Here is a 25762-nt window from a genome sequence, read left to right as displayed (position 1 = left end):
TCTCTCACCGGGGAGGAGCCTCCTCATTCGCCGAGCGGTTTTGCGCCATAACTGGAGCCGGTCCAGTCGGTCAGCTCGCTGATCGCCTTCCACAGCACGGGGTAAAACTCATGCCGCACTCCTTTTTGCAGCGCTTGCGCCGGCACTCCCTTCAGACTGTTCGTCTCCAGTCCGATCATGCGGCGAACGAGCTGGAGATGATAGTAGCGAAAGCTCTGAAAGCCCTCGTCAAACTGCAGCAACTCCTGCTGCAAGCGGTACAGGGCGGGATGGGCGGCGGGATCTTTCAGCAGCGCCAGCGAATCGACCCCTTTTTCGTCCATCAACTGCTGGAAAGGCTCCCATAACGCAGGGCCTGTCTGCAGGATTTGATTAAAGCCCGGCGAATCCTGTCCGCTGCCCCTTCCGAGTGCGAGCCGAATGGTATGGTAATCCCGCGGTGTTATCACTTTCACCAGCGAAAAGATCTCCGGCAGATGCTTCAGGTGAAGATTGACACGGCGAAGCTGCCCGCTCGCCGCCTCTGCCTCTCCCCTCTTCATCGCCTCTTTTGCCAGTCCCAGATACTGCATAATCAGCTTGAAGTGAAGCTCTGCGATCTGATGAATCACCTGAAAGGTGAGTTCATCGGCGCACGCCAATTGATCGTCGTTCTTTTGCAGACGCAGCAGCTCTTCCGTCCGAATGTACTTCTCGTAATCGGTCAGCTCTCTGTTCAACGGACTCGCCTCCTTTTATCGCCATTCGCCGCCCGCGCCCGGAAGAGTCATGTCGCCGAGGCAGGGTCCCGGGGTGATTGCGGGCTTTTGCGCAGTACCGCCCGGACCGGGCTGCCGTCGGCTTCAATTAAAGGCAGAGGCAGGGCGATCAGCTCGTAATCCCCCGGCTCGACATGATCAAGCAAAAGCCCCTCCACTATCTGTATCCGGTGAGCATGGAGCGCGTGATGGGCTGCCATCTCTTTGCTGTCCAGCGGATCGACCGAAGGGGTATCCACTCCGATCAGGCGTATCCCCCGCTGCGCCAGGAAAGGGGCCAGATCGGGTCGCAGATGCGTGATCTTTGCGGGAAACTGGTGCGGGTCCCGCCATGAGCCGGTACGAAGCAACAGGCGGGTCACTCCCCTCAGATCAAAGGCGGCCATATCTTCTGCCCCGACGCTCGCCATATGCGATACATCCAGCACTCTCGCAGGCCCGATGTACAAATCGATCGGCAAATCGATAATTTTCTCCCCGTCATCGGCAAAATGATACGGCGCATCCACATGCGTGCCCGTGTGGAGGCTTGTCGTCAGCTTGCCGACATTGACTGAGCCGCTTTCCGATTTGGGCCAGCTGACCTCATAGCAGTACGGCGTATCCCCCGGCCAGGTCGGCGCTCCGGTCGCGAGCGGACGAGAAATATCAATCCATGCCATGTCTCTTCCCTCCCGCTCAGGCGATCACGCCGCGCCTGTTCTCGAACTGCTCATAGCTGCGCTCCTCCATAATCTGCTTCAGTCTCCGTACGGCGCTCCACACATCATGGAAAGAGGTGTACAGCGGCACGGGAGCGAGACGGATCACGTGGGGCGCACGGAAGTCGGGGATAACTCCGTTTGCCTTTAGCGCTTTGCAGATGCGGGCTGCCTCCGGATGCTCCAGACTGACATGCCCCCCTCTCCTCTCATCCTCCCGCGGATTGCCGATGACAAAACCGTATCCGGCCAGCTCGGCTTCCAGCAGCGCCATTAGATACGCGGTTAGCTGCAGCGATTTTTCCCGGATCGCTTCGATTCCGGCTTCGGCGAACATCGGCAGCGCGCCTAGCAACGGAGCCATGCTGAGAATATGCGGCGTGCCGATCTGGTAGGCGCCCGCTGTACTAGCCGGAGTGAAGACCGGCCCCAGATCAAACTGTTTTTCCTTGTCTGAGCCGAACCAGCCGGCCAAGCCCGGCATGCGCCCGAGATGCCTGCGGTTTACGTAGAGCGCTGCGACGCTACCCGGTCCGCCGTTTAGGTATTTGTAGCTGCACCAGTAGGCAAAATCCACGTCCCACTCCTGGAAGCGGTGGGGAATCACGCCGACCGAGTGGCATCCGTCAAAGCCGATGGGGATGCCGCGCTTGTGCGCCTCCGCAGTCAGCAGGGGAATATCCAAAAGCTGACCGCTCCGATACAGAACAGTGGGCAGTACAATCAAGGCGATTTCCTCCGTCATGCTGCTGATGATGTCCGCCTCATCCAAAAAACGTCCGTCTCTGCTCTTGACCAGAACCAGATGTTCATCCGGGTCATATCCGCGGAGCCGCAACTGGCTCTGCAAGGCGTACAAATCTGATGGAAAGGTCAGCTCGTCTGCCAGGATTTTGGTTCGTTTACCGACTGGCTGATAAAAAGTAGCAGCTAGCTGATGCAGATTGACAGTCGTGGAACCGCTTACAATTACTTCATCAGCAGCCGCTCCGACTAGCGGCGCCATCCACTCCGCAAGCCTCTCCGCCTGATAAAACCAGGGACGCTCTCCCTCTGTCCAGCCGTCAATCCCGTGGCGCTTCCAATCGTCCATCACATCCGCGACTGCTTGCTCTGCGCGAACTGACATCACTCCGAGCGAATTACCGTCCAGATAAATCCCTTTTTGCGGAAGGTAAAATTCGCTGCGAAAATGAGCCAGGCCGTCGGCTGCATCCCGTTCGAGAGCATACGCCTCAGAAGGTAGAAACAGTGAACCGTTCAAGAGAAAACCCCCTTCTCTTCCAGTATTTAGAACCAGATTACTGAAAAGTTGACATCGTGTCAATATTCTCGATTCGACAGCCTCCGCTCCGCGCTCCCTTTCTTTTTGCAGCTTTTCCCTGTATGCTGGAACTATAAAGGAGGAACGCAGCGGTGGAAGGAATCAAACAAGCAACCGATGGACGCCATATGCGTTCGCAACAGACGCGGCAAAAGCTGCTGGAGGCAGCCAAAGAGGTTTTTCAGGAGGAAGGCTTTCACAAGGCCACCATCTCACAAATCATTAAACGGGCAAAAACCGGATACGGGACCGCTTACGTGCATTTTACCGGAAAGGACGATCTCTTGATCGTACTGATGGAAGACGTGATGGCCTCTTTTTACAGCATCGCAGAGCTGCCTTTTACACCGGCCACGCGCGAAGAGGCCGAGCAGCTGATCCAGCATCAGACGCTCTCGTTTTTGCAGTTGGCCGAATCTGAACATCAGATGCTGCAGGTACTCGGAGAAGCGATCGGTGTCTCTCTTTCCGCGCAGGCCAAATGGACGGAAATCCGCGAACGGTTTATCAGCCGCATCGCTCAGGATATCGGCTATTCGCAAAGCCGCAAATTGGCTCGGGGGGCTCTCGACGCCGAATTGGTCGCACGCGGCTGGTTTTACTCACATGAAATGTACTTATGGGATATCGTCCACAGAAGGCATCAGTCCACTCTGGAGGAGATCGCGAAAACACTGACAGCGATTTATACCGGAGGGTTGTACGCATGACAGAATGGGAATACCTTCTGAAAATCAACAAAAAAAGAGACTTGCAGACCCGGTGCACTCGCACTTCAGCCCGGACAAGTCTCTTTTTTCGTTGAACCCTCGGCGATTCATCGGAGGTCGCTCAATGTCAGGACAATCGCACTCTTCCCACATTTCCGTCGATGACGATTTTGGTCCCGTACGGCTGACTCAGCTTCTGCAAATGCTCCAGAATCTCCGTGCGTCCTGAGAGCACCGGCCATCCCCGCTCATAGCGGGGCCTCCCGAACCCAAGCTCGACAGGATGAAGCGCAATCTCCGTCAGCTCCCCGCCCTCCATTTTCCAGAGCGGGATAACCGATTCCCAGACATACGGATTGACGCCGAGGCCTTTTGTGTTGTTTTCCTTCCGCGTATCCAATGCGTCGGCCACGCCGTGTTCATGCCCCAGGCCGTATTTTTCATAGAAGTCCGCCGGAAGACGGCTGACGGTTTCATTTTGAAAAATGAAGTTGCCCAGGCTGTAGAAGATGGGCCGATTTCTGTAGATCTCGATGCCTCTCAGCACATGCGGGCCATGGCCGATGACGGCATCGGCTCCCTCGTCGATGCACCTGCGCGAGAAAGTCTCAAGAAACATGGCCGCCTTCTTCTTGTCTTCCCCGCTCATTTCATGCGAATGGATACTGACCACGACATAGTCGGATTGGCGGCGCGCCTCGCTGATCGCGCGCCTGATCCGCTGCCAATCCTTTTCCAACGGGGCTGTGGTGCAGCTCGCCTCGCTTCCCGGCCGAAACAGATAGCTGCCAAACCGCACGCCGCCGTCCTGCGGATCGACGGCGAAGCCCTCCTTCACGTTCAGGTTGTGCTCTGCGTTGATCGGGATCATCCCCGCGATTTCCTGCAAATGGCCGAGCGCCTCTTCGGGCAGGTGATAGGTGGTGGTGTAGCGCAGCGGATTCACCCCCGGGCGGCCAGCCATGTCGGGCCGCTGTTCCCCCGCCGCCCAAGATTCATGAAAGGTGGAGGTGGCCGCGATCAGCGCCACCCGACCGCCCGGGCACTCGAGGTAGGTCGGCTGGCTCGCTTCGGCCAGATTCAGCCCGACCCCGGCGTGGGCGATCCCGTACTGATCCAGATAGCGGCGCGTAGCCTCCAGCCCGCCATACCCGTAATCCATCGTATGGTTATTGGCCCAGGCCATGATATTGAACCCGTATGCCTGCAGATCGGTCAATACCTCCGGGGGTGCAATCGCCCAGGTGCCCCCGCTGAAGGCAAAAGGAAAGCCTTCGAATCGGTGGGCCGTCACCTCCAGATTGGTAAAGCGAAATTCGGCCTGTGAAAGCAGAGCGGCTACCTCCCGAAACCCCTCCGCCCCTCGGGAGGGCAGTCTCCGCGTAATAAAACTGTCTCCCGTCGCGGCAAAACTCATCTGCTTTCCTCCGTGCGATTTCCCCATGAGCCGCCATCTCCTTCGCGCTTATTTCAAAGGAAAGCCCTGCTGCCGCAAAAAGGCGGACAGATGCGGACGGCGCGGCTTTTGCAGATAGTCAGCCATCTGCTTTGTCCAGCCCTCCGCGCGCTCCCCTCCGGTCCGCTGCGCATAATACGCAGAACTGATTGCCTCATACTCTTCCAGAACCTCGGCCAAATGCTCGGTCCTGTATTCCTCTTCGTGAATGACGCCGCGGGCGGGCACTCTCGGCTTCTGCGCCACGTCCTGATCAGGATAGCCGAGACACATGCCCATGATCGGCGTCGTCAGCGGCGGCAGATTGAGCAGGCGGGCCACTTCCTCCGGCTGGTTGCGAATACCGCCGATCATCACGCCGCCCAGCCCGTGCGACCGGGCCGCTACCAACGTATTTTCCGCAGCCAATGCCGTATCCACAGCGGCCACCAGCAGATTTTCCACCTCGTCGACAGCCAGGTCTGTGCCGTGCATGTCGCAAGCCAGCTTCAGCCGATAAAAATCGGCGCAGAAGACGAGGAAAACCGGGCAGTTCTCCACCCATCTCTGTCCCCCGCAATATTGGGCGAGCTGTTTCTTCTTTTCCGCCGAGCGGATGACGATGATGCTGTAGGCTTGGACATTATGGGAAGACGGCGCCCACTGCGCACATGCCAGGATGTCGGCCAATACCTCTTCCGGAATCGGCTCATCCGTGTATCTGCGGATTGACCGATGGGATTGCATCAACTGTGTTACCTCTGTCTGCAAAGTGACGTGCCTCCTTGCGCTCGTTATGATTTTGTCTGGGGCTTGACCAGCCGGCCGACAGGACCGCTGACGATTCTGCCGTCCCTCATGACCGTTTGGCCGCGGACAATCGTCGCGACCGGACTGCCCGTGCCGCTCCAGCCGTCATAGGCGGTTACCTTGCTCTTGCTGTGCAGATTTTCTCGTTTGATCGTAAACGGACGATCCATGTCGACGATCGTGATATCTGCGTCGGTGCCCACCTGCAACGATCCTTTTTGCGGGTAAATGCCAAACAGCTTGGCCGGCTGCTCGGACAGGACGGCTACCGCTTGCTGCAGCGTCAGCTTGCCCTCGTGAACGGCATTGAGCATCAGCGGAGCCAATGTCTCGACGCCGCACATCCCCGCCGGAATCGACCAGAGATCGCCATCCTTCTCCTCCTCCGTGTGCGGAGCATGGTCGGAGCAGACCACGGAGATCACGCCCTCCTGAATGCCTTGCCAGAGGCGCAGCTGATCCTTTTTGTACTTCACCGGCGGATACACTTTCATCGCAGGGCCGATCGTATGAAAATCCTCATTGTCGAGGAAGAGGTAATGCGGGCAGGTTTCGGCCGTAATCGGATAGCCTTCCGCTTGCGCCTGCTTGATCAGATCGACCGCTTCCCCGGTGCTGACGTGCAGGATATGCAGGCGCGCTCCCGTCTCCTTGGCAAACGCAATGCCGGTCTGCACTGTGACGATTTCGGCCAGGTTGGGACGCCCTTCCAGCAGCGCCTCGTAGTCCCGCCGTCCGCTGGCCTCTACCTTTTTGGTGAGATGCTGAATGATGTCATTGCTTTCCGCGTGAATCGCCAGCACCTGGCCTGTCTTCGCCGCTTCCCGGAAGATATCCAGGACATCCCCGTCTTTAAAGGGCGGAATGACATCCTCCATGCCTTCCTTGTAGTTGTACATCAGCTGGTAGGTTTTGCTGTGCACGGCGTATCCCCAGAAGAACTTGAACCCGATGACGCCCGCTTCGTGAAGCGGCAGGATATCCGCCAGATTCAGATGGCCGAGGCAGATCGCCCAAATGCCGAAATCCACATGCGCTTTTCCTTGCAGGTTTTCCACTTGCTTGTGGAAATTTTCCACGTTGTTGATCGGCGGATTGGTATTGGGCATTTCAAAGATCGTGGTGATCCCGCCGGCTGCGGCAGCCTGGCTGGAGTGATAGAAATCTTCCTTGTACGTCGCGCCGGGGTCGCGGGAATGGACATGGATATCCATAAAGCCCGGCAGCACGTATTTTCCGGCTGCATCCGTTTCTTCTGCTGCTGTGCCCGGTAGAGGCTGCGATGAGGGGGAGATGGCAGCGATCTTCCCATCTTTGATGTACAGATCGGCCTGGTATGTTTCTTGGGGGGTAACGACTTGCCCATTGCGGATGATGTGATCCCACTTCATGTAGCATTCCTCCATTTTCTATTTCGTTGCGCTTACCTGCCCGACGAGCGACTTGATGTTGGCGATTCCATATGTTCGCATGTACTGCTTGATTTCCTCCAGAATATCGAGCATCGCTGTCGGCTGGATGAAGCTGGCCGTCCCCACCTGTACGGCACTGGCTCCGGCCAGGATCATCTCGATGGCATCCTCTCCATTCATGACGCCGCCGCAGCCGATAATCGGGAGGGCAGAGACCTGCCTCACCTGATAGATCATCCGGACGATGATCGGTTTGACGGCCGGTCCGGACAGCCCGCCCATCCCATTGCCGATCTTTGGTTTTCGCGTGTGCACGTCGATCGCCATCGCCAGGATCGTATTGGCGACGTTGAGGCTGTCTGCACCGCCTTCATCGGCCGCGATGGCAATCTCCTGGATGCTGGTCACATTGGGCGTCAGCTTGGCGATGAGCGGTTTGTCAGTCACCTGCCGCACCGCCTGCAGCAGCCGGTAGGTAATCTCCGGGTCCATCCCAAAGGCCAGGCCGTTTCCTTTCAGATTGGGACAAGAGATGTTCAGCTCCAGCGCAGCCACTTCCTCCCGGCTTGCGATGATCTCGGACATTTCCACAAACTCCTCGATAGAATCGGCGGAGATGCTGGAGATGAGCGGCGTGTTGTAACGGCGGTAGTACGGCACGATGTGCTCCAGATAATAGACGATCCCCTTGCTTTGTATCCCGATGGAATTAATCATGCCGCCTACCGTTTCGCAGACGCGGGGGGTGGCATTTCCTTTTCGCGGTTCCTTGGTGATGCTTTTGGGCACGACGGCCCCCAACTGTTCGAAATCGATGACCTGCTCCATATCTTCGCCAAAAGCCCCCGATGCGGGCATGATCGGATTGCGCAGCGTCAAACTGCCGATGTTGACGGTCAGATCCAGCTCTTGTTTGATCGTCATGCGAGCACCACCTTTTCCAGCGGGAATACAGGACCTTCCTTGCAAACGCGCACGGTCTTGAGCGCTTCTCCCTCACGCACATCGCAGACGCAGGCAAAGCATACCCCCATCGCGCAGCCCATATGCTCTTCCAGCGCGATCTGGGCGGGAATCCCGCGGGAGGCGGTCACGTCCCGAAGCAGGCGGGAGAGCCGTTTGGATCCGCAGGTAAAGGCGGCGTCGATCTTATGTTCGGCCAGTATTTGCTCGATCAGTCGATGCACCGACTCGACGTCGCTGTTTCCGTTCTCCTCGGTCACTTTGTAGACGTGTGCGCCGAAGCCCTGGAGCGTTTCTGCCGCCAGCAAGTCATTGCGCGAACGGGCGCTGAGAATCGCAGCAGCGCGGATACCTTTTTCGGCGGCATCCTGGGCCAGGGCCGTGAGCGTGGCAATGCCCACGCCTCTGGCGACCAAGAGCACGGTTTTCCAGCCGTCCTGCAGCTCAAAAGAACGTCCGAGCGGGCCGAAGATGTCCACCGTCTCCCCCGCTTTTCGCTCCGTCAGCCGCTTGGTGCCCAGCCCTTTGACCAGATAGAGGAATTCCAGCGTCCGCTCGTTTCGGTTGATGCGATAAATGCTGAACGGCCGGCGAAGCAGCGGATAGGTTTCCCCGGAACAGCGGATGTTAAAAAACTGTCCGGGCATTACCTCGGCATCCAGACCCGCAGCATCGACCACCATGTGCCAATAACGATCACTCACCTGCTGATTGGACAGAATCCTCATGTGCATCTGCTTCATCTGCTCTCCCCCACTCGCTCCGTATTCTCCCCTGCATGACTCTCCTCGGCCACCGCCCATTTTTTTAGCATCGCTTCGAGCAGACGCGCTCCGATCCCGATCTGTTCGGGCGGCGTGTACTCGTCCCTGTGGTGGCTAAGCCCATCCCGAGAGGGCACGAAAATCATCCCTGCCGGGCAAAGCCTCGCCATGTTCATCGCGTCATGTCCGGCGCCGCTCGGCATCTTATGATACGGGATGTTCAGCACCCGGCAGCTTTCTTCGAGCGAGCCGATGACGCCTTCGTCCAGGAGCACAGGCTCTTCGTCGCTCAGGAGGCTCCACGCGACGCGCAGCCCTCTTTTCTGTTCAGCCTGGCGAAAGGCCAGCAGCAGCTTTTCCAAGACTCGCTGCTTTGATGCCGTATGGATGCCGCGAATATCGATTTTCAATTCGGCGGCATCCGGCACGACATTCATTGCACCGGGGGTGATTTGGCAGACGCCGACCGTGCCCACCGTACCGTAAGCGGCCTCTTCCCGTGCGGCCTGCTCCAATGCCAGCCCGATCTCGGCCGCCCCCAGAAAGGCGTCATGCCTGCGATCCATCGGCGTGGTCCCGGTATGGGAGGCTTTTCCCTGCACGCGAACCTGCAGCCGGGTCGGTCCCGCGATGCCGGTGACAATTCCCACCGGCTTCTCCTCCTGCTCCAAAACGGGTCCCTGCTCGATATGGAGCTCCACAAACATTTTCAGCTCCCCTGGCTTCCGGGCCGCTTCGCCTATCTTGTCAAAATTCAGAAAACATTCCGCCAAGGCTTCACGAAAGGAGATCCCCATCCGGTCCCGCAAAGCGCCGACCGCTTGCTGATCGAGAATGCCCGCCATCGCCTTGCTGCCGATGGTGGCGACCCCGAAACGGGAGGATTCTTCACAGGTAAAGCAGATCAGCTCGATGGGATGGCGGGTGACGATTCCCTGCTCATTCAGCGAGCGCACCGCCTCCAAACCGGCCGCCACGCCAATCACGCCGTCATACTGCCCGGCGTCGATGACGGAATCCAGATGGGAACCGCAGGCGACAGCAGGCAGTGAGGGATCGGAGCCCGGTCGTCTGGCGATCAGATTGCCCGCGGCGTCCATCCGTACGGTCATGCCTGCTTGCAGACACATTTCCGCCAGTCCGCGAACCGCCTGCCGCTCGGCTGCCGTATACGCCAATCGATTGACAGCATTGTCCGAGTAGCCAAATTGATTGAATGTGCGAATGGTCTGTTCTAAACGCTTCTGGTTCATCGCTGCCTCCACAGTTCTTAGATTTTCCGCTATTTTTATTACGGAAATTCTTGTCCCGTGTGTGGAATCCCTTTAGCCGTTTAGACAAAAAAAGCGACTGCTGCTTAGTGAAACCGATAATCGTCACTGATCATCTCTGCTACTTTCAAGCCGAGGTGGAGCATCAGTTTCCCTTCGGACTGCTGCAAGCTGTGGCCGGAAATCTTTTCGATGCGCCGCAGCCGGTATTTGAGTGTATTGACATGGATAAACAGCGCTTGGGCCGTTTCGGTCAAGGTCTCATTATGCTGAAAATAGAGCCGAAGCGTTTTGATCAGGTCCAAATCGCTGCTTCGGTCATACTGGTACAGCTTTCCCACGGTCTCCTCGAAAAAATGCCGCAGTTCAGCAGTGTCGCGGAACTGGGCCAGGAGGCGGTAGATCCCGAGATCGTCAAAGTGAATCACAGACGGTCTTTTGGGCAGCGCCGCTCCGAGCAATATCGCCTTTTCCGCTTCGCGAAAGCTCTCACGGACAGCAGCCAAGCCTGTTCCGTGATATCTCCCGATTCCCAGCTGAAAGCCTTTGGCTGACAGCTGTTTTTTCAGCGGGTCGGCCATCTGCCGCGCCCTTTGCTTGATCGCCGCGTCTTCCTCTCCCGGTTCTACCGGACAGAGACAGTACACCGCCTGCCGCAAAAAACCGGTAATCGTCCCCGGGTAAAACTCCCGGATGATGCGCTCGGCATGATCTCCCAGATCAAACGGGTTGCTGGCCCTCTCCTGTCCCTCAAATCGCAGCACCATGCAAATATAGGAGGTGTCCAGGGAAAAGCCGTACGGCCGCCCCCGCTCCTGCACATCCTCGGGGACCAGGCTTTCATTGATGAACAGCTCCCGCAAAAAGTCGCTTTTGTATTGCTGCTCGACGTCAAACCTTACTTTCAAGCGCAAAAATTCGAGCGACAACAGCGTCGACGCCTTTTCCAGCAGAGCGAGATCCATCTCCAGATGCTCCATGTCAAAGGCCCAGCAGGTGATGTTCCCGTATATTTGCCCATCCAGCATGATCGGCGCCACAATGCAGTCCGTCTCGCCGTGCTCGCTATGCCGCGACAGCCGAACGGGCCGTTTGATGACAGCCAGCTCCCTTTGCTGCTGACTCGTCAGCGGTGCGGCCGCAAAAGGTAGCGGCGGCACCTTCATGTAAGAGAGCAGACTTTCGACGGTAATGGTATTTTTGGTAAGGCGCCCCAAAGCGTCGATTAGCGGCTCGATGCCTTGTTCATTCAGCGAGATTTCATGCAAGAGCCTGCTCGCCTGCTCCAAATCCTCCTGCAAGACCACTTTTCGATCGAAGATTACGTTCATGACGGGTGGCAAAATATCCAGATAGCTGATCTCCTCCGGGATCTCGATGACGGGCAGCGCGTATAAATCCGCTTCCTCCAGCACCGATGGAGGGATCTCGTCGACGAAGCGATGAGGCTTGATGGCGAGCGCCGCCGTCCCGATCTCGTGCAGCTGCCGCACCAGCTGCTTTTGCGCCTCGGGATCGTCCTTGATCGGGAACAGGCTGGTCAGGATCAGCTCGTCTCCTTTCAGCCAACGGACGATGTCGGGCACTTCCATGATGGTAGCCAGCTTTACCTCCCGCTCCAAGCCCCGGTGCCCTGCCACTACCTTGCACAGACGCAAGCCGCCGATCTTCATCAGGTTCTTTACGGTGATTGCCATCGCAGCCTCTTCCTTTCCACTGAGCTCTTAGGAAAATCGTACCGCTATTATAGCCTATCTCGTAAGCACTTGCCTTTTATCCGGAAGCGGGCATAACCAGAAGCAAAAAGCTGCAGGAGCAAGCCCCGCAGCTTTCCAGAGGTGATCCTAGTCCAGATCGATATCCTTGGTCTCCGGCACCATGGTCCACATGACCAAAAGTCCGATCGGATAGATCAGGAAGACGAGCGACATCGCTCCCATGATATTGCCGCCGACGCTCATCGCCCCGATAATCGCCGGGCCAAAGCCGGCCAGTCCGCGGCCCGTACCGAAGATGAAGTTCTCCGCAGTGGATCGGGCCTCCGCCGGATACGCCTCAGCCAGCACCGCTCCAAAGCCGCCCATCATCCCGTTGACGAAAAAGCCGAGCAGGGCGCTGCCCCAGAGCAGCATCGCTTCATCCTTGAAGACGAAGAAGTAGAGGATACAGAAAATCGTGCCGCCGATGTAGTAGATCGAGAACGTCTTCTTGCGGCCGATCCGGTCGGCCAGAATGCCGAACACCATGATCCCGATCAGCATCCCGACAGTAGAGATGAGCATCCAGCCGCTGGCTTTTGCCAGCGTGTAGCCGTATTTCTGAGACAGAACCGTCGGCATCCAGGAGAAGATCCCGTAATAGCCGAAGTTCTGGATGAACGACATGATCGTCAGCCCGATCGTCGCGATGGTCAATTTCTTGGATTCAAACAGCTTGGTCAGCGGGAAACCGCTCATTTTCTTCAGCGCGGCCTCTTCATCCGGCGTCAGTGTGCCGGACGCCGCCTTGGACTGCAGGTATTTCTTGTACTCGTTTTTGCTCTTCCAGATCTCAGGTTCTTTCAAGCCAAAGCGGACGTAGGCCGCGAGTGCCGCCGGCAGCAATCCAAACAGGAAGACAGCGCGCCAGCCCATGGTAGGAACGACCACTGCCGCCAATACGGAGGCGCTGAGCACGCCGAGCTGCCAGCCGAGTGCGACCCCGGAGGTAGCTTTGGCCCGCTTGTTCTTGGACCAGGTCTCGCTGACCACCGCCATCCCGATCCCGAACTCCCCGCCGACCCCCATCCCTACCAGGAAGCGGAGGATGGCGAGATGGGAATAATCTGTTGCGAAATAAATGAGTGCTGTTGCCACTGAATAAAGCAGAATCGTAATCGAAAAGATGCGAATGCGTCCGTACATGTCCGCAAGAAATCCGAAGAGGTAAGAGCCGACCAGCGTTCCGATAGTGGTGTAAAGCGTCAGATTTCCCGCTTGCCCCGGCGTCAAACCAAATTCCTTGATCACGAAAACAAGTACGAAGGACAGCAGCAGCATGTCCAGTCCGTCGGCAGCGTACCCCAAAATGGAGCCGACGAGTGTTTTAATCCGCGTTGACTTGCTTTCTTCTACCTTGCCGCCCGTTTCTACTTGATCATTCACAAAGCTCTCCCCCTTGCCGTTGGTGTGTAGAGAATTTGCAATAATATGAGTTATAAAAATTATGTGAATTCCGTTCATTTCCCTTTGTCTGTTCGGACTATCTTTCGGGGATTGCTTTATTGAAACAGACAACTTCGGCTGCTTTACCATGGTGGAGCCGACAGGGAGCCGAGCCGAAGTCTTTCCTCATGGCTTGCTCCCCCGCTGCCGCCCGTTATCTAGCAGATCGGATACCGGGCGGCCTCCACTTCATTTGGTTTTCCGTTTTTTCCCGTTGCAGCACTGCTTTGCCTCTGATCAGGAAGTGAAAAAAGTGCGCGGCGATTTGCGCCAGTCTCCCAGCAGACTTTCCTGCTCGGCGGTGATCACGCCGGCTTCCCTGGCTGTTTCCAGCAGGGCAGTGTAGGTAGACAATGTCGTCATTGGAATGCCTGCCTCCACAAACAGCGCTTCCGCATCAGGGAATTGATAGCTGAAAATCGCGATGACCCCAAGCACCTCGGCGCCATGCTCCTGGACAGCCTGGGCTGCCTTGAGGGAGCTGCCACCGGTCGAGATCAGGTCCTCGATGACGACCACCTTTTGGCCGCTGGCAAGCGCACCCTCGATCTGGTTCTGTCTGCCGTGGCCTTTTGCCTTATCTCGCACGTAGATCATCGGCAGGTCGAGCAGTTCCGCTACCCAGGCAGCGTGCGGAATGCCCGCTGTCGCCGTACCCGCGATGACTTCGGCGTCCGGATGCTGTTCGCGAATTCGCTGCGCAAAAGCCTCAGCGATCCGGCGGCGCACAGCCGGATGGGACATCGTAATCCGGTTGTCACAGTAGATCGGGGATTTGATCCCGGACGTCCATGTAAAAGGTTCGTCCGGACGCAGGTGCACCGCGCCGATGTTGAGCAGCAGTCCCGCGATTTCTTTGGCAATCGTCGTTGTCATCATGATTATTCCTTCCTCCCGAACGAATGATGGATTCCTGCCGCTTCGACATCCTGAACAATTTTTTCCCAGGCCTTGGCCGGGTCCGGTGCCGCCGTGATGGCTCTGCCGATGACCAGGTAGTCACTGCCCAGCTCAAATGCTTTTTCCGGCGTCGTGATGCGTGTCTGATCTCCTTTATCCGCCCCAATCGGACGAATTCCCGGTGTTACGGTGATGAATGAGCTGCCTGCGGCCCGCTTGATCATCGGCACTTCCAGCGGGGAAGCGACGACGCCATCCAGGCCCGCCTTTTTGGTCATCTGGGCGTAGTGAACGACGACATCCTCCACCTCGCCGGGAATGGCCAACTCTTCGTTCATCGTGGCTTTCCCTGTAGAAGTGAGCATGGTAACGGCGATCAATAGGGGGCGCTGTGCTCCTGCTGATGTCCCCTGCTCCAGACCTTCACGAGCTTCTGCCATCATGGCCACACCGCCTGCCGCGTGAACGTTTACCATGTCGACGCCATGGCGAGCGAGACTTCTCATCGCTCCCTTGGCCGTGTTGGGAATGTCGTGCACCTTCAGATCGAGAAACACTTTCAGGCCTCTCTCTTTCAGGTAATGGACGATTGCCGGGCCTTCAGCGTAGGCCAGCTCCATTCCCACCTTTACATAGCGGATCAGGCCGTCCAGCTGTTCGAGGCATGATTTGGCCTCATCCAAGGTGGCGTAGTCCAGCGCAACGATCATGCGCTCGCGAATATCTGTCGGTATCAAGTGCACAATGCTCTCCTCATTTCTTTCCTGTTAGTTCCTAGCTGCCTGCCCCTCAAAGGTCAGTCTGGCCTTGGAGGGGCAGGATATCCATTCCAGCCGCATTACAAGACAACGGTTGCCTTTGCTCCCATCCGCTGCGCGGGCATCGCCTCGGTCTCAAAGGTGATGGTCTCGAGCACATGCAGCAGGGCTTTTGCCGTATCCAGAGAAGTGAGGCAGACTGCGCCGTTCTCTACTGCCTCGCGTCTGATCCGGAATCCGTCGCGCTGCGGTGTCTTCCCTTTGGTCAAGGTGTTCAGCACCAGGTTAGCCTCTCCTTTGCGGATCAGGTCCAGCAGATTCGGACTGCCTTCGGACAGCTTGTTGACCCGCTTCACCGGCAGCCCCTTTTGCTGCAGAAAATCGGCCGTCCCGGCGGTCGCCAGCAGATTGAAACCGAGCTGGCGGAAGCGTTTGACGATGTCGAGCGCTTCTTCCTTATCCTTGTCCGCGACGGTCACCAGCAGGGAGCCCTGCGTGGGGATCTGCATCCCGGCCGCCACCAAACCTTTGTAGAGCGCCTTGGCCAGCGTCCGTTCGCGTCCCATCACTTCCCCGGTCGATTTCATCTCGGGACCCAGCGTAATGTCTACGCGGCGCAGCTTGGCAAAGGAGAAGACCGGCACTTTCACCGAGACCATCTCCTCTTCCGGATGGCAGCCTGGCGTAAATCCTTGGCTGGCAATCGTCTGTCCGAGGATCGCCTTGGTCGCGATATTGGCCATCGGAATCCCTGTCACTTTGGAGAGGAATGGCACCGTCCGGGACGATCTCGGATTGACCTCGATCACGTACGGCTGCCCCTGATGGACGACGAACTGGATGTTGAGCAGTCCCTTGATCTCGAGCGCCCGCGCCAATTTGGTCGTAATCTCGATCAGATCCTGCTTGATCTTCTCACTCAGGGATTGCGCCGGGTAGACGGCGATCGAGTCGCCGGAGTGGACACCGGCCCGTTCGATGTGTTCCATGATGCCGGGGATCAGCACTTGTTCCCCGTCGCAGATGGCATCCACCTCTGCCTCAATCCCGACCATGTAGCGGTCGATCAGAACCGGATGGTCTGGGTTTACTTTTACCGCTTTCTCCATATATTCCAGCAGTTCCGCATGATTATATACGATCTCCATCGCTCGTCCGCCCAGTACGTAGGAGGGACGAACGAGAACCGGGAAGCCGAGGCTCTCGGCCGCGGCTACCGCCTCGTCGACGGACACGACGGTCGTGCCGGGCGGCTGGGCGATATGCAGTCTCCGCAGCAGCGCTTCGAACTCCTTGCGGTTTTCCGCCGCATCGATGCTCTCCAGACTGGTGCCGAGGATGTTGACGCCCCGGGCCGCCAGTTTTTCCGCCAGATTGATCGCCGTCTGCCCGCCGAATTGAACGATGACGCCCTCCGGTTTTTCCGCATCGATGATGTTCATGACGTCTTCCAGATAGAGCGGTTCGAAGTAGAGGCGGTCCGATGTGTTGAAGTCGGTCGATACGGTCTCCGGATTATTGTTGATGATGACGGCTTCGTAGCCCGATTCCTGCAAGGCCCATACGGCATGGACCGTCGCGTAGTCGAACTCGATGCCCTGCCCGATCCGAATCGGTCCGGAGCCGAGGACGATGACCCGTTTCTTGCCTGTCTCCACCCGCTCATTCTCTACCTCGTAGCAGGAGTAGTAGTACGGGGTCTGGGCTTCGAACTCGGCAGCGCAGGTATCTACCATTTTATACACCGGCACGATGCCGTACTTCTCCCGCATCTGGCGCACGGCATCTTCTGTCTGGTTGGCCAGCTCGCCGATTTTTTTGTCTGTAAAGCCAAGCCGTTTTGCCTGGCGCAGCTTCGCTTCCGTCAAGCCTTGGGAGATCTCTGCTTCAAAGGAGATCAAGTTGTGGAATTTATGCAGAAAGAAGGAATCGATTTGCGTCAGGCTGTGCAGACGCTCGACGCTCCATTGCCGGCGGAGCGCTTCAGCCAGCAGGAAAAGCCGCTCATCATCCGCGGTGATCAGCCGTTCCGTCAGCTCCTCGTCGCTGATCGCGGATGCTCCCTTCAGCTCCAGGTGGTAGCTGCCCACCTCCAGCGAGCGGATCGCTTTCATGATCGATTCTTCAAAGGTGCGGCCGATCGCCATCACCTCGCCCGTCGCTTTCATCTGGGTGCCCAGTTTGCGGTTTGCCGACTGAAACTTGTCAAACGGCCAGCGCGGTATCTTGCTCACGACGTAGTCCAGCGTCGGTTCGAAGCAGGCATAGGTCTGCCCGGTAACGGGGTTGCGCAGTTCGTCCAGCGTGTAACCGATGGCGATTTTGGCCGCCATCTTGGCGATCGGGTAGCCGGTTGCTTTCGATGCCAGCGCGGAGGAGCGGCTGACGCGCGGATTGACCTCGATGACATAGTATTGGAAGCTGTGCGGGTCCAGCGCGTACTGCACGTTGCAGCCGCCCTCGATCCCCAGCGCACGGATAATCCGCAGCGCGGAGGAGCGCAGCATCTGGTATTCGCGATCGGACAGCGTCTGGCTTGGAGCGACGACGATCGAATCGCCCGTGTGGACGCCGACCGGATCGATGTTTTCCATATTGCAGACCACGATGCAGTTGTCACTTGCATCGCGCATCACTTCATACTCGATTTCCTTCATGCCCGCGATGCTCTTTTCGATCAGGCACTGCGTGATCGGGGAGTATTGCAGACCGCTCGCGACGGTTTCGCGCAGACTGGCTTCATCCTTGCAGATGCCTCCGCCCGTGCCGCCCAGCGTGTAGGCAGGACGAACGATGATGGGATAGCCGATCTTGGCCGCAAAATCGACCGCTTCCTCTACCGTGCTGACGATGACAGAGTCCGGCACCGGCTCGCCCAGTTCGTTCATCAGCGCGCGAAACAGTTCGCGGTCCTCCGCCCGCTTGATGGAATCCAGGTTCGTCCCCAGCAGCTTTACGTTTTCCGCCTCCAACACCCCTGCTTCCGCCAGGGCGACGGCCATGTTCAGACCAGTTTGTCCGCCGAGAGTGGGCAGCAGTCCGTCCGGCTTTTCCTGGCGGATGACCCGGGTGACGAATTCCAGGGTGATCGGCTCGATGTACACTTTGTCGGCCATGTTGGTATCCGTCATGATGGTGGCCGGGTTCGAGTTGATCAGCACGACCTCCAGCCCCTCTTCTTTCAGGGCCTGGCAAGCCTGCGTGCCCGCGTAGTCAAACTCTGCCGCTTGACCGATGACGATGGGACCGGACCCGATCACGAGAATTTTTTTCAGATCAGCGTGCTTTGGCATGCAAACTCCCCTCCTTGGCTTGTTCCATCATACGCAGAAACTGGTCGAACAGATAGCTGGAATCCTCCGGCCCCGGTGCCGCTTCCGGGTGGTACTGCACCGAGAAAGCGCGTTTTTCCAGGTGGCTGATGCCTTCCACGGTACCGTCGTTCAGGGCGGTATGAGTGACGATCAGCCCTGTGCCGGCGATCGAATCCTCTTTGACCGTGTAGCTGTGGTTTTGCGACGTAATGTATGTCCGGCCGGTCGCCGCCTCTTTCACCGGATGGTTTCCGCCGCGGTGGCCAAACTTCATTTTCTCCGTATCGGCACCCGAGGCGAGCGCCAGCAATTGATGTCCCAGACATATTCCGAAGAGCGGATAGTGACCCAGCAGCTCGCGAATCGTCTGGATGGCTTGCGGAACGTCCTTGGGATTGCCGGGACCATTGGAGAGAAGAATGCCATCCGGCTGCAGCCGGTGGATTTCCGCCGCCGTGACGTCGTGAGGGACGACGAAAACATCGCACTGGCGCTTGGTCAATTCCCGCAAGATGCCATGCTTGACTCCGAAATCGATGACCACGACGCGATGGCCGATTCCGGGGCAGGTAAAGACGCTCTTGGTCGACACGCGAGCCACTTGATCCGTCATCACGGGTGCGCTGTTAAGCGCGGCAAGCAATTCCGAGAGGGGCGCCTGGCTCGCGGTGATCATGCCTTTCATCGTACCGTGGTAGCGGAGCTTGCGCGTCAGCATCCGCGTATCCACACCGGCGATTCCCGGAATGTCGTAGTCTTTCAGCAGCTCATCCAGCGTCTTGGTGCTGCGCCAGTTGCTCGGCATGTCACAATGCTCTCTGACGACAAACCCGTGAATATAGGGCCGGATCGTTTCAAAATCGTCCCGGTTGATGCCGTAGTTGCCGATCAAAGGATAGGTCATCGTCACGATCTGCCCGCAGTAGGATGGATCGGACAGCACTTCCTGGTAACCCGTTAGACCGGTGTTGAACACCACTTCTCCGTATGTCTCCGTTACTTTTCCAAATCCCTGGCCAATACATTCCGTTCCGTCTTCCAGTATGAGTCTCGCTATCATTTCAGCCACCCCTTCCTTACACGTCGCGATGAACCAATCGGCCCGCTACCATGGTGAGTACCGGCCATCCCTTGCACTTCCAGCCTGCAAACGGCGTGTTTCTTCCTTTGCTGGCAAAGCTGTCCGGATCAATCGCCTTTTCCGTATCCAGATCAATCACGGTCACATCGGCATCCGCTCCGACCTCCAAGCGCCCGTAAGGAAGCTGGAAGGATTCGGCCGGTTTTACCGTCAACAGGTCAATCAAGGTCTTCAACGTCAGCTCTCCAGTCAAGACCAGATGGGTGTACAGCAGCGGAAAGGCTGTCTCCAGACCGACGATGCCGAACGGCGCCCGCTCCAGGCCGGCAGCCTTCTCTTCCGCCGTATGCGGAGCGTGGTCTGTCGCGATCATGTCGATGGTGCCGTCTTTCAGGCCTTCGATCAGCGCCTGGCGATCCGCACGGGAGCGGAGCGGCGGGTTCATTTTCCAGTTGGAAGGCAAATCCTCCGGTATGTCCTCATCGCATAAGAGCAGGTGATGCGGTGTCACTTCACAGGTCACATTGACTCCCGCGCGCTTGCCGTCCCGCACCAGCCGGACGGATTCCTTGGCGCTGATGTGGCAGACATGGTAGTGAACACCCGTCTGCTCGGCCAGCAGGATATCGCGCCCTACGTGAATCGACTCCGATTCGGAGGGGATGCCGGGCAGTCCGTGACGGGCCGCCACCTCTCCGTCATGCAGGGCAGCTCCCGGCGTCAGCAGCGTATCATCTTCACAGTGGGCCACGATGGAGATCCCCAGCTCTTTTGCTTTCTGCATCGCTTTTTTCATCATACCGGCCGATTGTACGCCGACCCCGTCGTCGGTCAGGGCAAATATCCCAGCTTCCTTCAGGCCGGCGAAATCCGTCAGCTCCTTGCCCAACTGGCGGATGGTGATGGCTCCGTAGGGAAGCACGCGCGCACGGTTCGCCTCGCGCGCCTTCTCCAGGATGTAGCGGACCGTCTCTGCGCTGTCGATCGAGGGGCGCGTATTTGGCATGCAGGCGATCGTCGTGAATCCGCCTTTTACAGCGGCCGCCGCGCCTGTCGCGATGGTTTCCTTCTGTTCTTGCCCCGGCTCTCTGAGATGGACGTGGACATCGATAAATCCTGCAGAGATCAGACCGCCCTTGCAATCGATCCATTCATGCCCGTCCCGATCGATTTTGACGGCGATGGCCGCAATTTTTTTATCTTCGATCAATACCTCTGCGGGAATGCGCTCTCCCGCCTGATTGATTATTGTGCCGTTGCCAAGGATCGTTCCCATTGCATCTCTTCCCCTTTCAAAAGTGCTTCGAGGACGGCCATGCGGGCTGCTACCCCGTTCGTTACCTGTTTGTGGATGAGTGAGCGCTCGCAGTCGACCAGGTCCGTGTGGATCTCTACACCGCGGTTGACGGGTGCGGGATGCATGATGACGGCATCCGGCTTCATCAGCTGAACACGCTCCAGAGTCAGCCCGTGCGCTTGGTGGTATTCATCTTTGGAGATGAACAGGGAGTTGGTGTGGCGCTCCAGCTGAACGCGCAGCATCATCACGACGTCCGCCGTCTTGACCGCTTCGTCGATCTCTACGGTCTTCACTCCGGCCGGAACCACTTCGGCTGGCGGCATCATCGTGGAAGGACCGGAGAGCAGCAGCTGCGCTCCCATCCGCGGCAGCCCGTAGAGGTGTGAGCCCAGTACACGGCTGTGGCGCAAATCGCCGATGATCGCGACGGTCAGTCCCTCCAGTTTGCCAAACTGCTGCTGCATCGTCAGCAAGTCGAGCAGGCATTGCGTCGGGTGTTCATGGGTTCCGTCGCCGGCGTTGATCAGCTGTACATTCACCTGATCGGCCAACTCTTCGAACAGGCCGTCTTTTTTCGTCCGGATCACAGCCGCTTCGACGCCCATGTCTTCCAGCGTCCGGACAGTATCCAGGATGGTTTCTCCTTTTACCGTGGAGGAGGTCTCCGGGATGAAATTCAGCACATGCGCACCCAATCTCTTCTGTGCGACCTCGAAGGAAAAGCGCGTCCGCGTGCTGGCTTCAAAGAACAGGTTGGCGACAAAGCGGCCGCGCAAGCTCTCCGATTGGACCCCGGGCCGCTGCGCCCAAAATTCTGCTCGCTCCAGCAGGCTGGCGATCATCTCTTTGGACATGTCCTTGATACCGATCAAATGACGCAAGTTTTTCATGTGGAACCCCTCCGTAATCATGTAGTGGATAAAAAAAGCTTCTTGCCAGGCAGCCGTGGAGGCGGGCACAGGCAAGAAGCTGATCGCTTCTTTCCGCATGCAGGGCAAAACAGCGCCCTGCCCCCTTGCCAGCCTCACGGGACTGAGTTAAAGGAATGTGGAACGAAATCAGGTTTGGGCTTCGCGGTGCGCTTCCCCCATCGCCGACTCTTTTCCCGGCAGAATCACGTGCAGGAAGATGCCGAGGAAGGTCGCAAATGCGATGTTGTCAATCGTCAGATTGTGCAGGAACGACTGCCAGAAGGAGACGCTCTCGAAGTTGATTTTATACCCGCCGATCCCGGTAACCAGGATGGCAGCGGAGATGATCATATTGCGCTTGTTGGAAAAATCCACTTTATTTTCGACAAACATCCGCAGCCCTTGCGCTGCGATGATACCGAACAGGATGATGGACACGCCGCCCAGGACCGGTGTCGGGATGGTCATCAAAAGGGCGCTGATTTTGCCGATGAAGGCGAACAGGATGGCACACACCGCGGCGAGGCCGATCACGACACGGCTGTATACCCGTGTGATGGCCAGAACCCCGATATTTTCGCCGTAGGTCGTCGCAGGCGGTCCGCCCACCACGGCGGCCAGCGAGGTGGCAATCCCGTCACCCAGCAGGCTGCGGTGCAGGCCCGGATCTTTCATCAGGTCGCGGTCCATGACTTTGCTGGTGACCAAGAGGTGGCCCAGATGCTCGGCCAGTGTGACGAAAGCGACCGGAGCGATGATCAGAGCGGCCACCCATGCGGATGGATCGCCGATCACGGAGACGACTTCGCCGAATTTGAAGTGCTCGTTGAACATCTTGTCGAAATCGACAAACCATTCGGCTTCCAACACTTTGTTGAAAGGAATCAGATCCGGGTGGCGAAGCAAGGTGTACACGTATCCGGCCAGAATCCCGATCAATATGGGAATCAGGGCGAAAAATCCGCGCAGCATGACCGCCGCAAGCACAGTTACCAGCATGGTGACGAGCGAGATCTCAATCGATGTGAGCGAAAGCTGCGGCACGCCATCGACGGTTACTTTCGTCGCCATATCCACGGCCACCACAGACAGGCTCAAGCCGATGACGACGATGACCGATGCGATCACGACCGGCGGCAGCACGCGGTCCAGCCAGCGGACCCCGGCTTTTTTGACGATCGCGGCGACGATGATATACACAATCCCGGAGAGGAAACAGCCGAGCAGGGCGGTACCCACCCCATACGCGGCCGTAACCGTGATGATCGGACCGATGAAGGCAAAGGAAGAGCCCAGGTAGTTGGGAATCTTGCCTTTGGTAATCCAGAGGAACAGGAGCGTGCCGATCCCGCTGGTGAAGAGTGCGGTGGCGACATCGAGTCCGGTCAGGATCGGTACCAGCACGGTCGATCCGAACATCGCAAACAAATGTTGGATGCTTAGCGGCAAAAGCTTGGTTATCGGCGGTGTTTCGTGGACGTCTACAAAGTTTTTCTGACTCATGCGATTCTTTCCCCCTGATTTTCTATCCTCTGTGCGGATCCTTGATCCTATTCCTGCTCAGAATGAAGCGATCATAACCGGCATCACTTGCAAACTTTCTTGCGGCCATAAGTAATGGCTGACCAAGTCTTTTGGCACAAAAAAACTCTCTGCGACAGGCGCAGAGAGGCACACTCCTGCCGTCACGATACGGCAGGCAAGTACCTCTTTGCAACCTCACGGGATTGCCTTTTAAAGAGGTGTATTTCGTTTTCCCTTTAGATCAACTGGCGGATGGTCACCATATCCATGGCATCCACTTCGGCCAGCTGTACATCCACAATCTCGCTGCGCGATGTCGGGACGTTCTTCCCGACGAAGTCCGGACGGATCGGCAGCTCGCGATGGCCGCGATCCACGAGAACAGCCAGCTGAATCATGCGCGGACGGCCGTTGTCAATCAGGGCATCCAAAGCGGCTCTCACTGTCCGCCCTGTGAAGAGGACGTCATCGACGAGTATGACCGTCTTCCCTGTGATATCGTCCGGAAGCTGCGAGCCTTGGAGTACCGCGTCCTCCGATTTATGCTGGAGATCGTCGCGGTAGAACGTGATGTCCAGCTCGCCGACCGGCAGCTTGACGTTTTCAATCATTTCGATCCGCTCCACCAAGCGTTCCGCCAGGTAGATCCCTCTCGTCTTGATCCCGACGATCATGCAATCCTCTACCCCTTTGTTCCGCTCGATGATTTCGTGGGCAATCCGCGTCAATGCCCGACGGATTGCCGCATCATCCATTATCACGCTTTTGTTGATCATGTGCATTTCCTCCCTCGACAGACATCTTTTGGGCTGATGACGAGATGAAAAAAGCTTCTTGTCGGCAGACAAGAAGCCACAGGGCATGTCAGATGGACAGAGATCGTTCCTCTCTGCAACTGCTCATGCGAAATATCCGTGCCCTTGCCAGCCTCTCTGGACTGGATTTAAAGGTTCTCAATTCGTCAGTAAGCATTATGTCATGAATAGGGGCAAAGTGTCAACGGTTTTTTATAGGGATCAACATCTATTCACTTTGGATGAAGCCAATAGACGCTGATCCATGCCGGCAGATAGTTGGCATAGTATCCCGGATTGCCGGTCACATGGCGAATCAACTCCGTCTCCCTCCCGTCAGCCGCCAGCAGGTAGACCGACCCGTGTTCGGCCCCATCCAGCCGGACGAAGAGCAGCTCGCTGCCATCCGGGGATGGCGCCGGATACGTATCGGCCGTCTCTTCCGATCCTTTGGTCACAGCCTGCATCTGCCCATTCGGGCCGTATTTCCAGATGCGCTGCCCGGGCATCAGCGGCTTCCCGGGCCGGTAGTTGCCCAGCCACTCTGCATTCTCCGGTCCGCGGGTGAAGTAGAGCGTCTCTGCCCCGCCGCCGGACCAGCGCGGAAAGGCGTCCGCCATGCCCGTAAGTCCGGCGGAGACGACCCGGCCATCCGCCTGTGCGATGCGGAGCTGCTTGTTCTCGGTCGCGACCCGCCCCGTCCCGTTGATAAAGGCGAATCGCGAGCTGTCCTTGGCCCAGGCGATCCACTCAGGGTAAGCCAGGCCTTCTCCGATGGCGATCGGTTTGTTCTGCGGCTGCGTGAGGTCAAACAGTTGGATGGGGACGCCATCGGCGGTCAGGGAGGCGGAACTCATGATGACGAAGTAGGACACCCGCTTCCCATCGGGGGACGGCGAAAGGCCGCGAGCCGCATACGGATAGATGCCCTCCTCGACCTTTGGCGGTGCACCAAGCGCATAGGAGGCTTGCCGTTTTCCCGCCAGATCGATCACTTCCAGCGTGATCGGCCGTCCCTTTGCCGCAGGGATGGAGATGAGCAAGCGATCCCCATCCGGCATCCAGGCCATGTCTTCCACCTCCCGCTTTTGTTCCAGCAGCTTGGTCACCTTGCCCGGCGCCAGTTCCGCGACGACGAGCACGGCAGCACTGCCGCCTGCGCCCTCCTCAGCGGCCGCGGGCTGCGCCAGATAGGCGAAGCGATGTCCACTCGGTGCCCATTTGGGTGTATTTCGCACCGGACGCGGGTCTACCTGGAAGGCGCCCGTCCCATCGGCTTTTACTGCCCACAGATGCATGTTCGAGCCGACCTCTTCCGCACTTGGGGCATGCAAATAAAAAAGCCACGCCCCATCGGCAGACCACCCCGCAATTTGGACGTCCCCACTGCTGGTCACCTGTCGCGGAGCAGCCTCGGGATCGCTGGCGTTTACCATCCAGAGCTGCTTTTGGTGCGTAAAGGCGATCTGCGCGGGTATCGCTCCCTGGTAGACCCGCATCGGCTGCTGGATCTTCTCCGCAGCGCCGCTGGATCCGCTGCCGCCCAGCAAAGCTGCCGCCGCAAGGGCGACGCTAGCCAGAAAAGATATGGGCTTCCACATCACGGATACCTCCTTTGTCCTATTGTTCGTTTGTTACTCCTTTGACGAGCATGAGACGCCCTCCGTTGCCGGTTTGTCCTATTTTTGGCCGAATTTGCTATCAGTATTTCCAATAAGCCTCTTGTCCACAAAAAAAAAAAGAAAGGCAGCTGATCCGCTGCCCTTCTCTCCGTCATTTTCTCTCCTGATATCTCTTCGCCCGCCAGCGGCAGAAGAGCATGCCGCGAT

General features: G+C 57.8%; 21 protein-coding genes. 1 reads left to right on the top strand and 20 read right to left on the bottom strand.

Annotated features, from left to right (window positions below):
- Positions 1-23: 23 nt before the first annotated feature.
- The 3 genes from JD108_RS08935 to kynU are packed head-to-tail and all read right to left on the bottom strand — an operon-like array spanning position 24 to position 2723.
- Positions 24-719, bottom strand: coding sequence for a tryptophan 2,3-dioxygenase family protein (locus tag JD108_RS08935; protein WP_198829480.1), 696 nt, complete (start codon positions 717-719; stop codon positions 24-26).
- A gap of 47 nt (positions 720-766) precedes the next feature.
- Positions 767-1420 carry an arylformamidase gene (kynB, locus tag JD108_RS08930; protein WP_198829479.1) on the bottom strand — a complete coding sequence of 218 codons (654 nt, stop codon included), beginning with the start codon at positions 1418-1420 and terminating at the stop codon, positions 767-769.
- A 16-nt stretch (positions 1421-1436) separates the two neighbouring features.
- Positions 1437-2723: a kynureninase gene (gene kynU / locus JD108_RS08925; RefSeq protein ID WP_198829478.1), complete on the bottom strand. Its 1287-nt coding sequence runs from the start codon at positions 2721-2723 to the stop codon at positions 1437-1439.
- Positions 2724-2911: 188 nt separating this feature from the next.
- On the opposite strand from kynU, the gene JD108_RS08920 reads away from it, so the two are divergent.
- Positions 2912-3493, top strand: a complete 582-nt coding sequence (locus JD108_RS08920; RefSeq protein ID WP_198830045.1) for a TetR/AcrR family transcriptional regulator — start codon at positions 2912-2914, stop codon at positions 3491-3493.
- A 127-nt stretch (positions 3494-3620) separates the two neighbouring features.
- Here the strand turns inward: JD108_RS08920 and JD108_RS08915 are convergent, their stop codons facing one another.
- From JD108_RS08915 to JD108_RS08835, 17 genes are all read right to left on the bottom strand, one after another.
- A complete protein-coding gene (locus JD108_RS08915; RefSeq protein ID WP_228728358.1) occupies positions 3621-4937 on the bottom strand; it encodes a CapA family protein in 1317 nt (438 codons plus the stop codon).
- Positions 4938-4958: 21 nt separating this feature from the next.
- Complete coding sequence (gene nfsA, locus JD108_RS08910) at positions 4959-5699, bottom strand: oxygen-insensitive NADPH nitroreductase (RefSeq protein WP_198829477.1); 741 nt, start codon at positions 5697-5699, stop codon at positions 4959-4961.
- A 23-nt stretch (positions 5700-5722) separates the two neighbouring features.
- Positions 5723-7129, bottom strand: coding sequence for an allantoinase AllB (gene allB, locus JD108_RS08905; RefSeq protein ID WP_198829476.1), 1407 nt, complete (start codon positions 7127-7129; stop codon positions 5723-5725).
- Between the two features lie 18 nt (positions 7130-7147).
- On the bottom strand, positions 7148-8074 hold the full coding sequence (locus tag JD108_RS08900; protein WP_198829475.1) for a dihydroorotate dehydrogenase: 927 nt from the start codon (positions 8072-8074) through the stop codon (positions 7148-7150).
- Complete coding sequence (locus tag JD108_RS08895) at positions 8071-8856, bottom strand: dihydroorotate dehydrogenase electron transfer subunit (RefSeq protein ID WP_198829474.1); 786 nt, start codon at positions 8854-8856, stop codon at positions 8071-8073. The genes JD108_RS08900 and JD108_RS08895 overlap by 4 nt, the downstream gene beginning before the upstream one ends.
- Entirely contained in the window at positions 8853-10130 is a 1278-nt protein-coding gene (locus JD108_RS08890) for a Zn-dependent hydrolase (RefSeq protein WP_198829473.1), read from the bottom strand. The genes JD108_RS08895 and JD108_RS08890 overlap by 4 nt, the downstream gene beginning before the upstream one ends.
- A gap of 104 nt (positions 10131-10234) precedes the next feature.
- Positions 10235-11845 carry a PucR family transcriptional regulator gene (locus JD108_RS08885; RefSeq protein WP_198829472.1) on the bottom strand — a complete coding sequence of 537 codons (1611 nt, stop codon included), beginning with the start codon at positions 11843-11845 and terminating at the stop codon, positions 10235-10237.
- A 147-nt stretch (positions 11846-11992) separates the two neighbouring features.
- Positions 11993-13291 (bottom strand): MFS transporter, encoded by a 1299-nt coding sequence (locus JD108_RS08880; RefSeq protein ID WP_228728357.1) that lies wholly within the window; start codon positions 13289-13291, stop codon positions 11993-11995.
- Between the two features lie 297 nt (positions 13292-13588).
- On the bottom strand, positions 13589-14230 hold the full coding sequence (pyrE, locus tag JD108_RS08875; protein WP_228728356.1) for an orotate phosphoribosyltransferase: 642 nt from the start codon (positions 14228-14230) through the stop codon (positions 13589-13591).
- 2 nt (positions 14231-14232) lie between these two features.
- On the bottom strand, positions 14233-14961 hold the full coding sequence (gene pyrF / locus JD108_RS08870) for an orotidine-5'-phosphate decarboxylase (protein WP_198830042.1): 729 nt from the start codon (positions 14959-14961) through the stop codon (positions 14233-14235).
- Positions 14962-15089: 128 nt separating this feature from the next.
- On the bottom strand, positions 15090-18302 hold the full coding sequence (gene carB, locus JD108_RS08865) for a carbamoyl-phosphate synthase large subunit (RefSeq protein ID WP_198829470.1): 3213 nt from the start codon (positions 18300-18302) through the stop codon (positions 15090-15092).
- Positions 18286-19383, bottom strand: coding sequence for a carbamoyl phosphate synthase small subunit (locus JD108_RS08860; RefSeq protein ID WP_198829469.1), 1098 nt, complete (start codon positions 19381-19383; stop codon positions 18286-18288). The genes carB and JD108_RS08860 overlap by 17 nt, the downstream gene beginning before the upstream one ends.
- A 16-nt stretch (positions 19384-19399) precedes the next feature.
- The gene (locus JD108_RS08855; protein ID WP_198829468.1) at positions 19400-20680 is read right to left on the bottom strand and encodes a dihydroorotase; all 1281 of its coding nucleotides are present in this window, start codon (positions 20678-20680) and stop codon (positions 19400-19402) included.
- Positions 20650-21594 carry an aspartate carbamoyltransferase catalytic subunit gene (locus JD108_RS08850; RefSeq protein ID WP_323958413.1) on the bottom strand — a complete coding sequence of 315 codons (945 nt, stop codon included), beginning with the start codon at positions 21592-21594 and terminating at the stop codon, positions 20650-20652. Before JD108_RS08850 ends, JD108_RS08855 begins: the two co-directional genes overlap by 31 nt.
- 168 nt (positions 21595-21762) lie before the next feature.
- Positions 21763-23118, bottom strand: a complete 1356-nt coding sequence (locus tag JD108_RS08845; RefSeq protein WP_198829467.1) for a solute carrier family 23 protein — start codon at positions 23116-23118, stop codon at positions 21763-21765.
- A 257-nt stretch (positions 23119-23375) separates the two neighbouring features.
- Positions 23376-23915 (bottom strand): bifunctional pyr operon transcriptional regulator/uracil phosphoribosyltransferase PyrR, encoded by a 540-nt coding sequence (gene pyrR / locus JD108_RS08840; RefSeq protein WP_198829466.1) that lies wholly within the window; start codon positions 23913-23915, stop codon positions 23376-23378.
- Positions 23916-24166: 251 nt separating this feature from the next.
- Positions 24167-25534: a TolB family protein gene (locus JD108_RS08835; RefSeq protein WP_198829465.1), complete on the bottom strand. Its 1368-nt coding sequence runs from the start codon at positions 25532-25534 to the stop codon at positions 24167-24169.
- Positions 25535-25762: the final 228 nt, after the last annotated feature.

Origin of the sequence: Brevibacillus composti (genome assembly GCF_016406105.1) — a bacterium.
In the GTDB taxonomy this organism is placed as follows: Bacteria; Bacillota; Bacilli; order Brevibacillales; family Brevibacillaceae; genus Brevibacillus; species Brevibacillus composti.
Note: the sequence above shows the minus strand (reverse complement) of the source record. Positions and strands in the feature narration are given on the sequence as shown.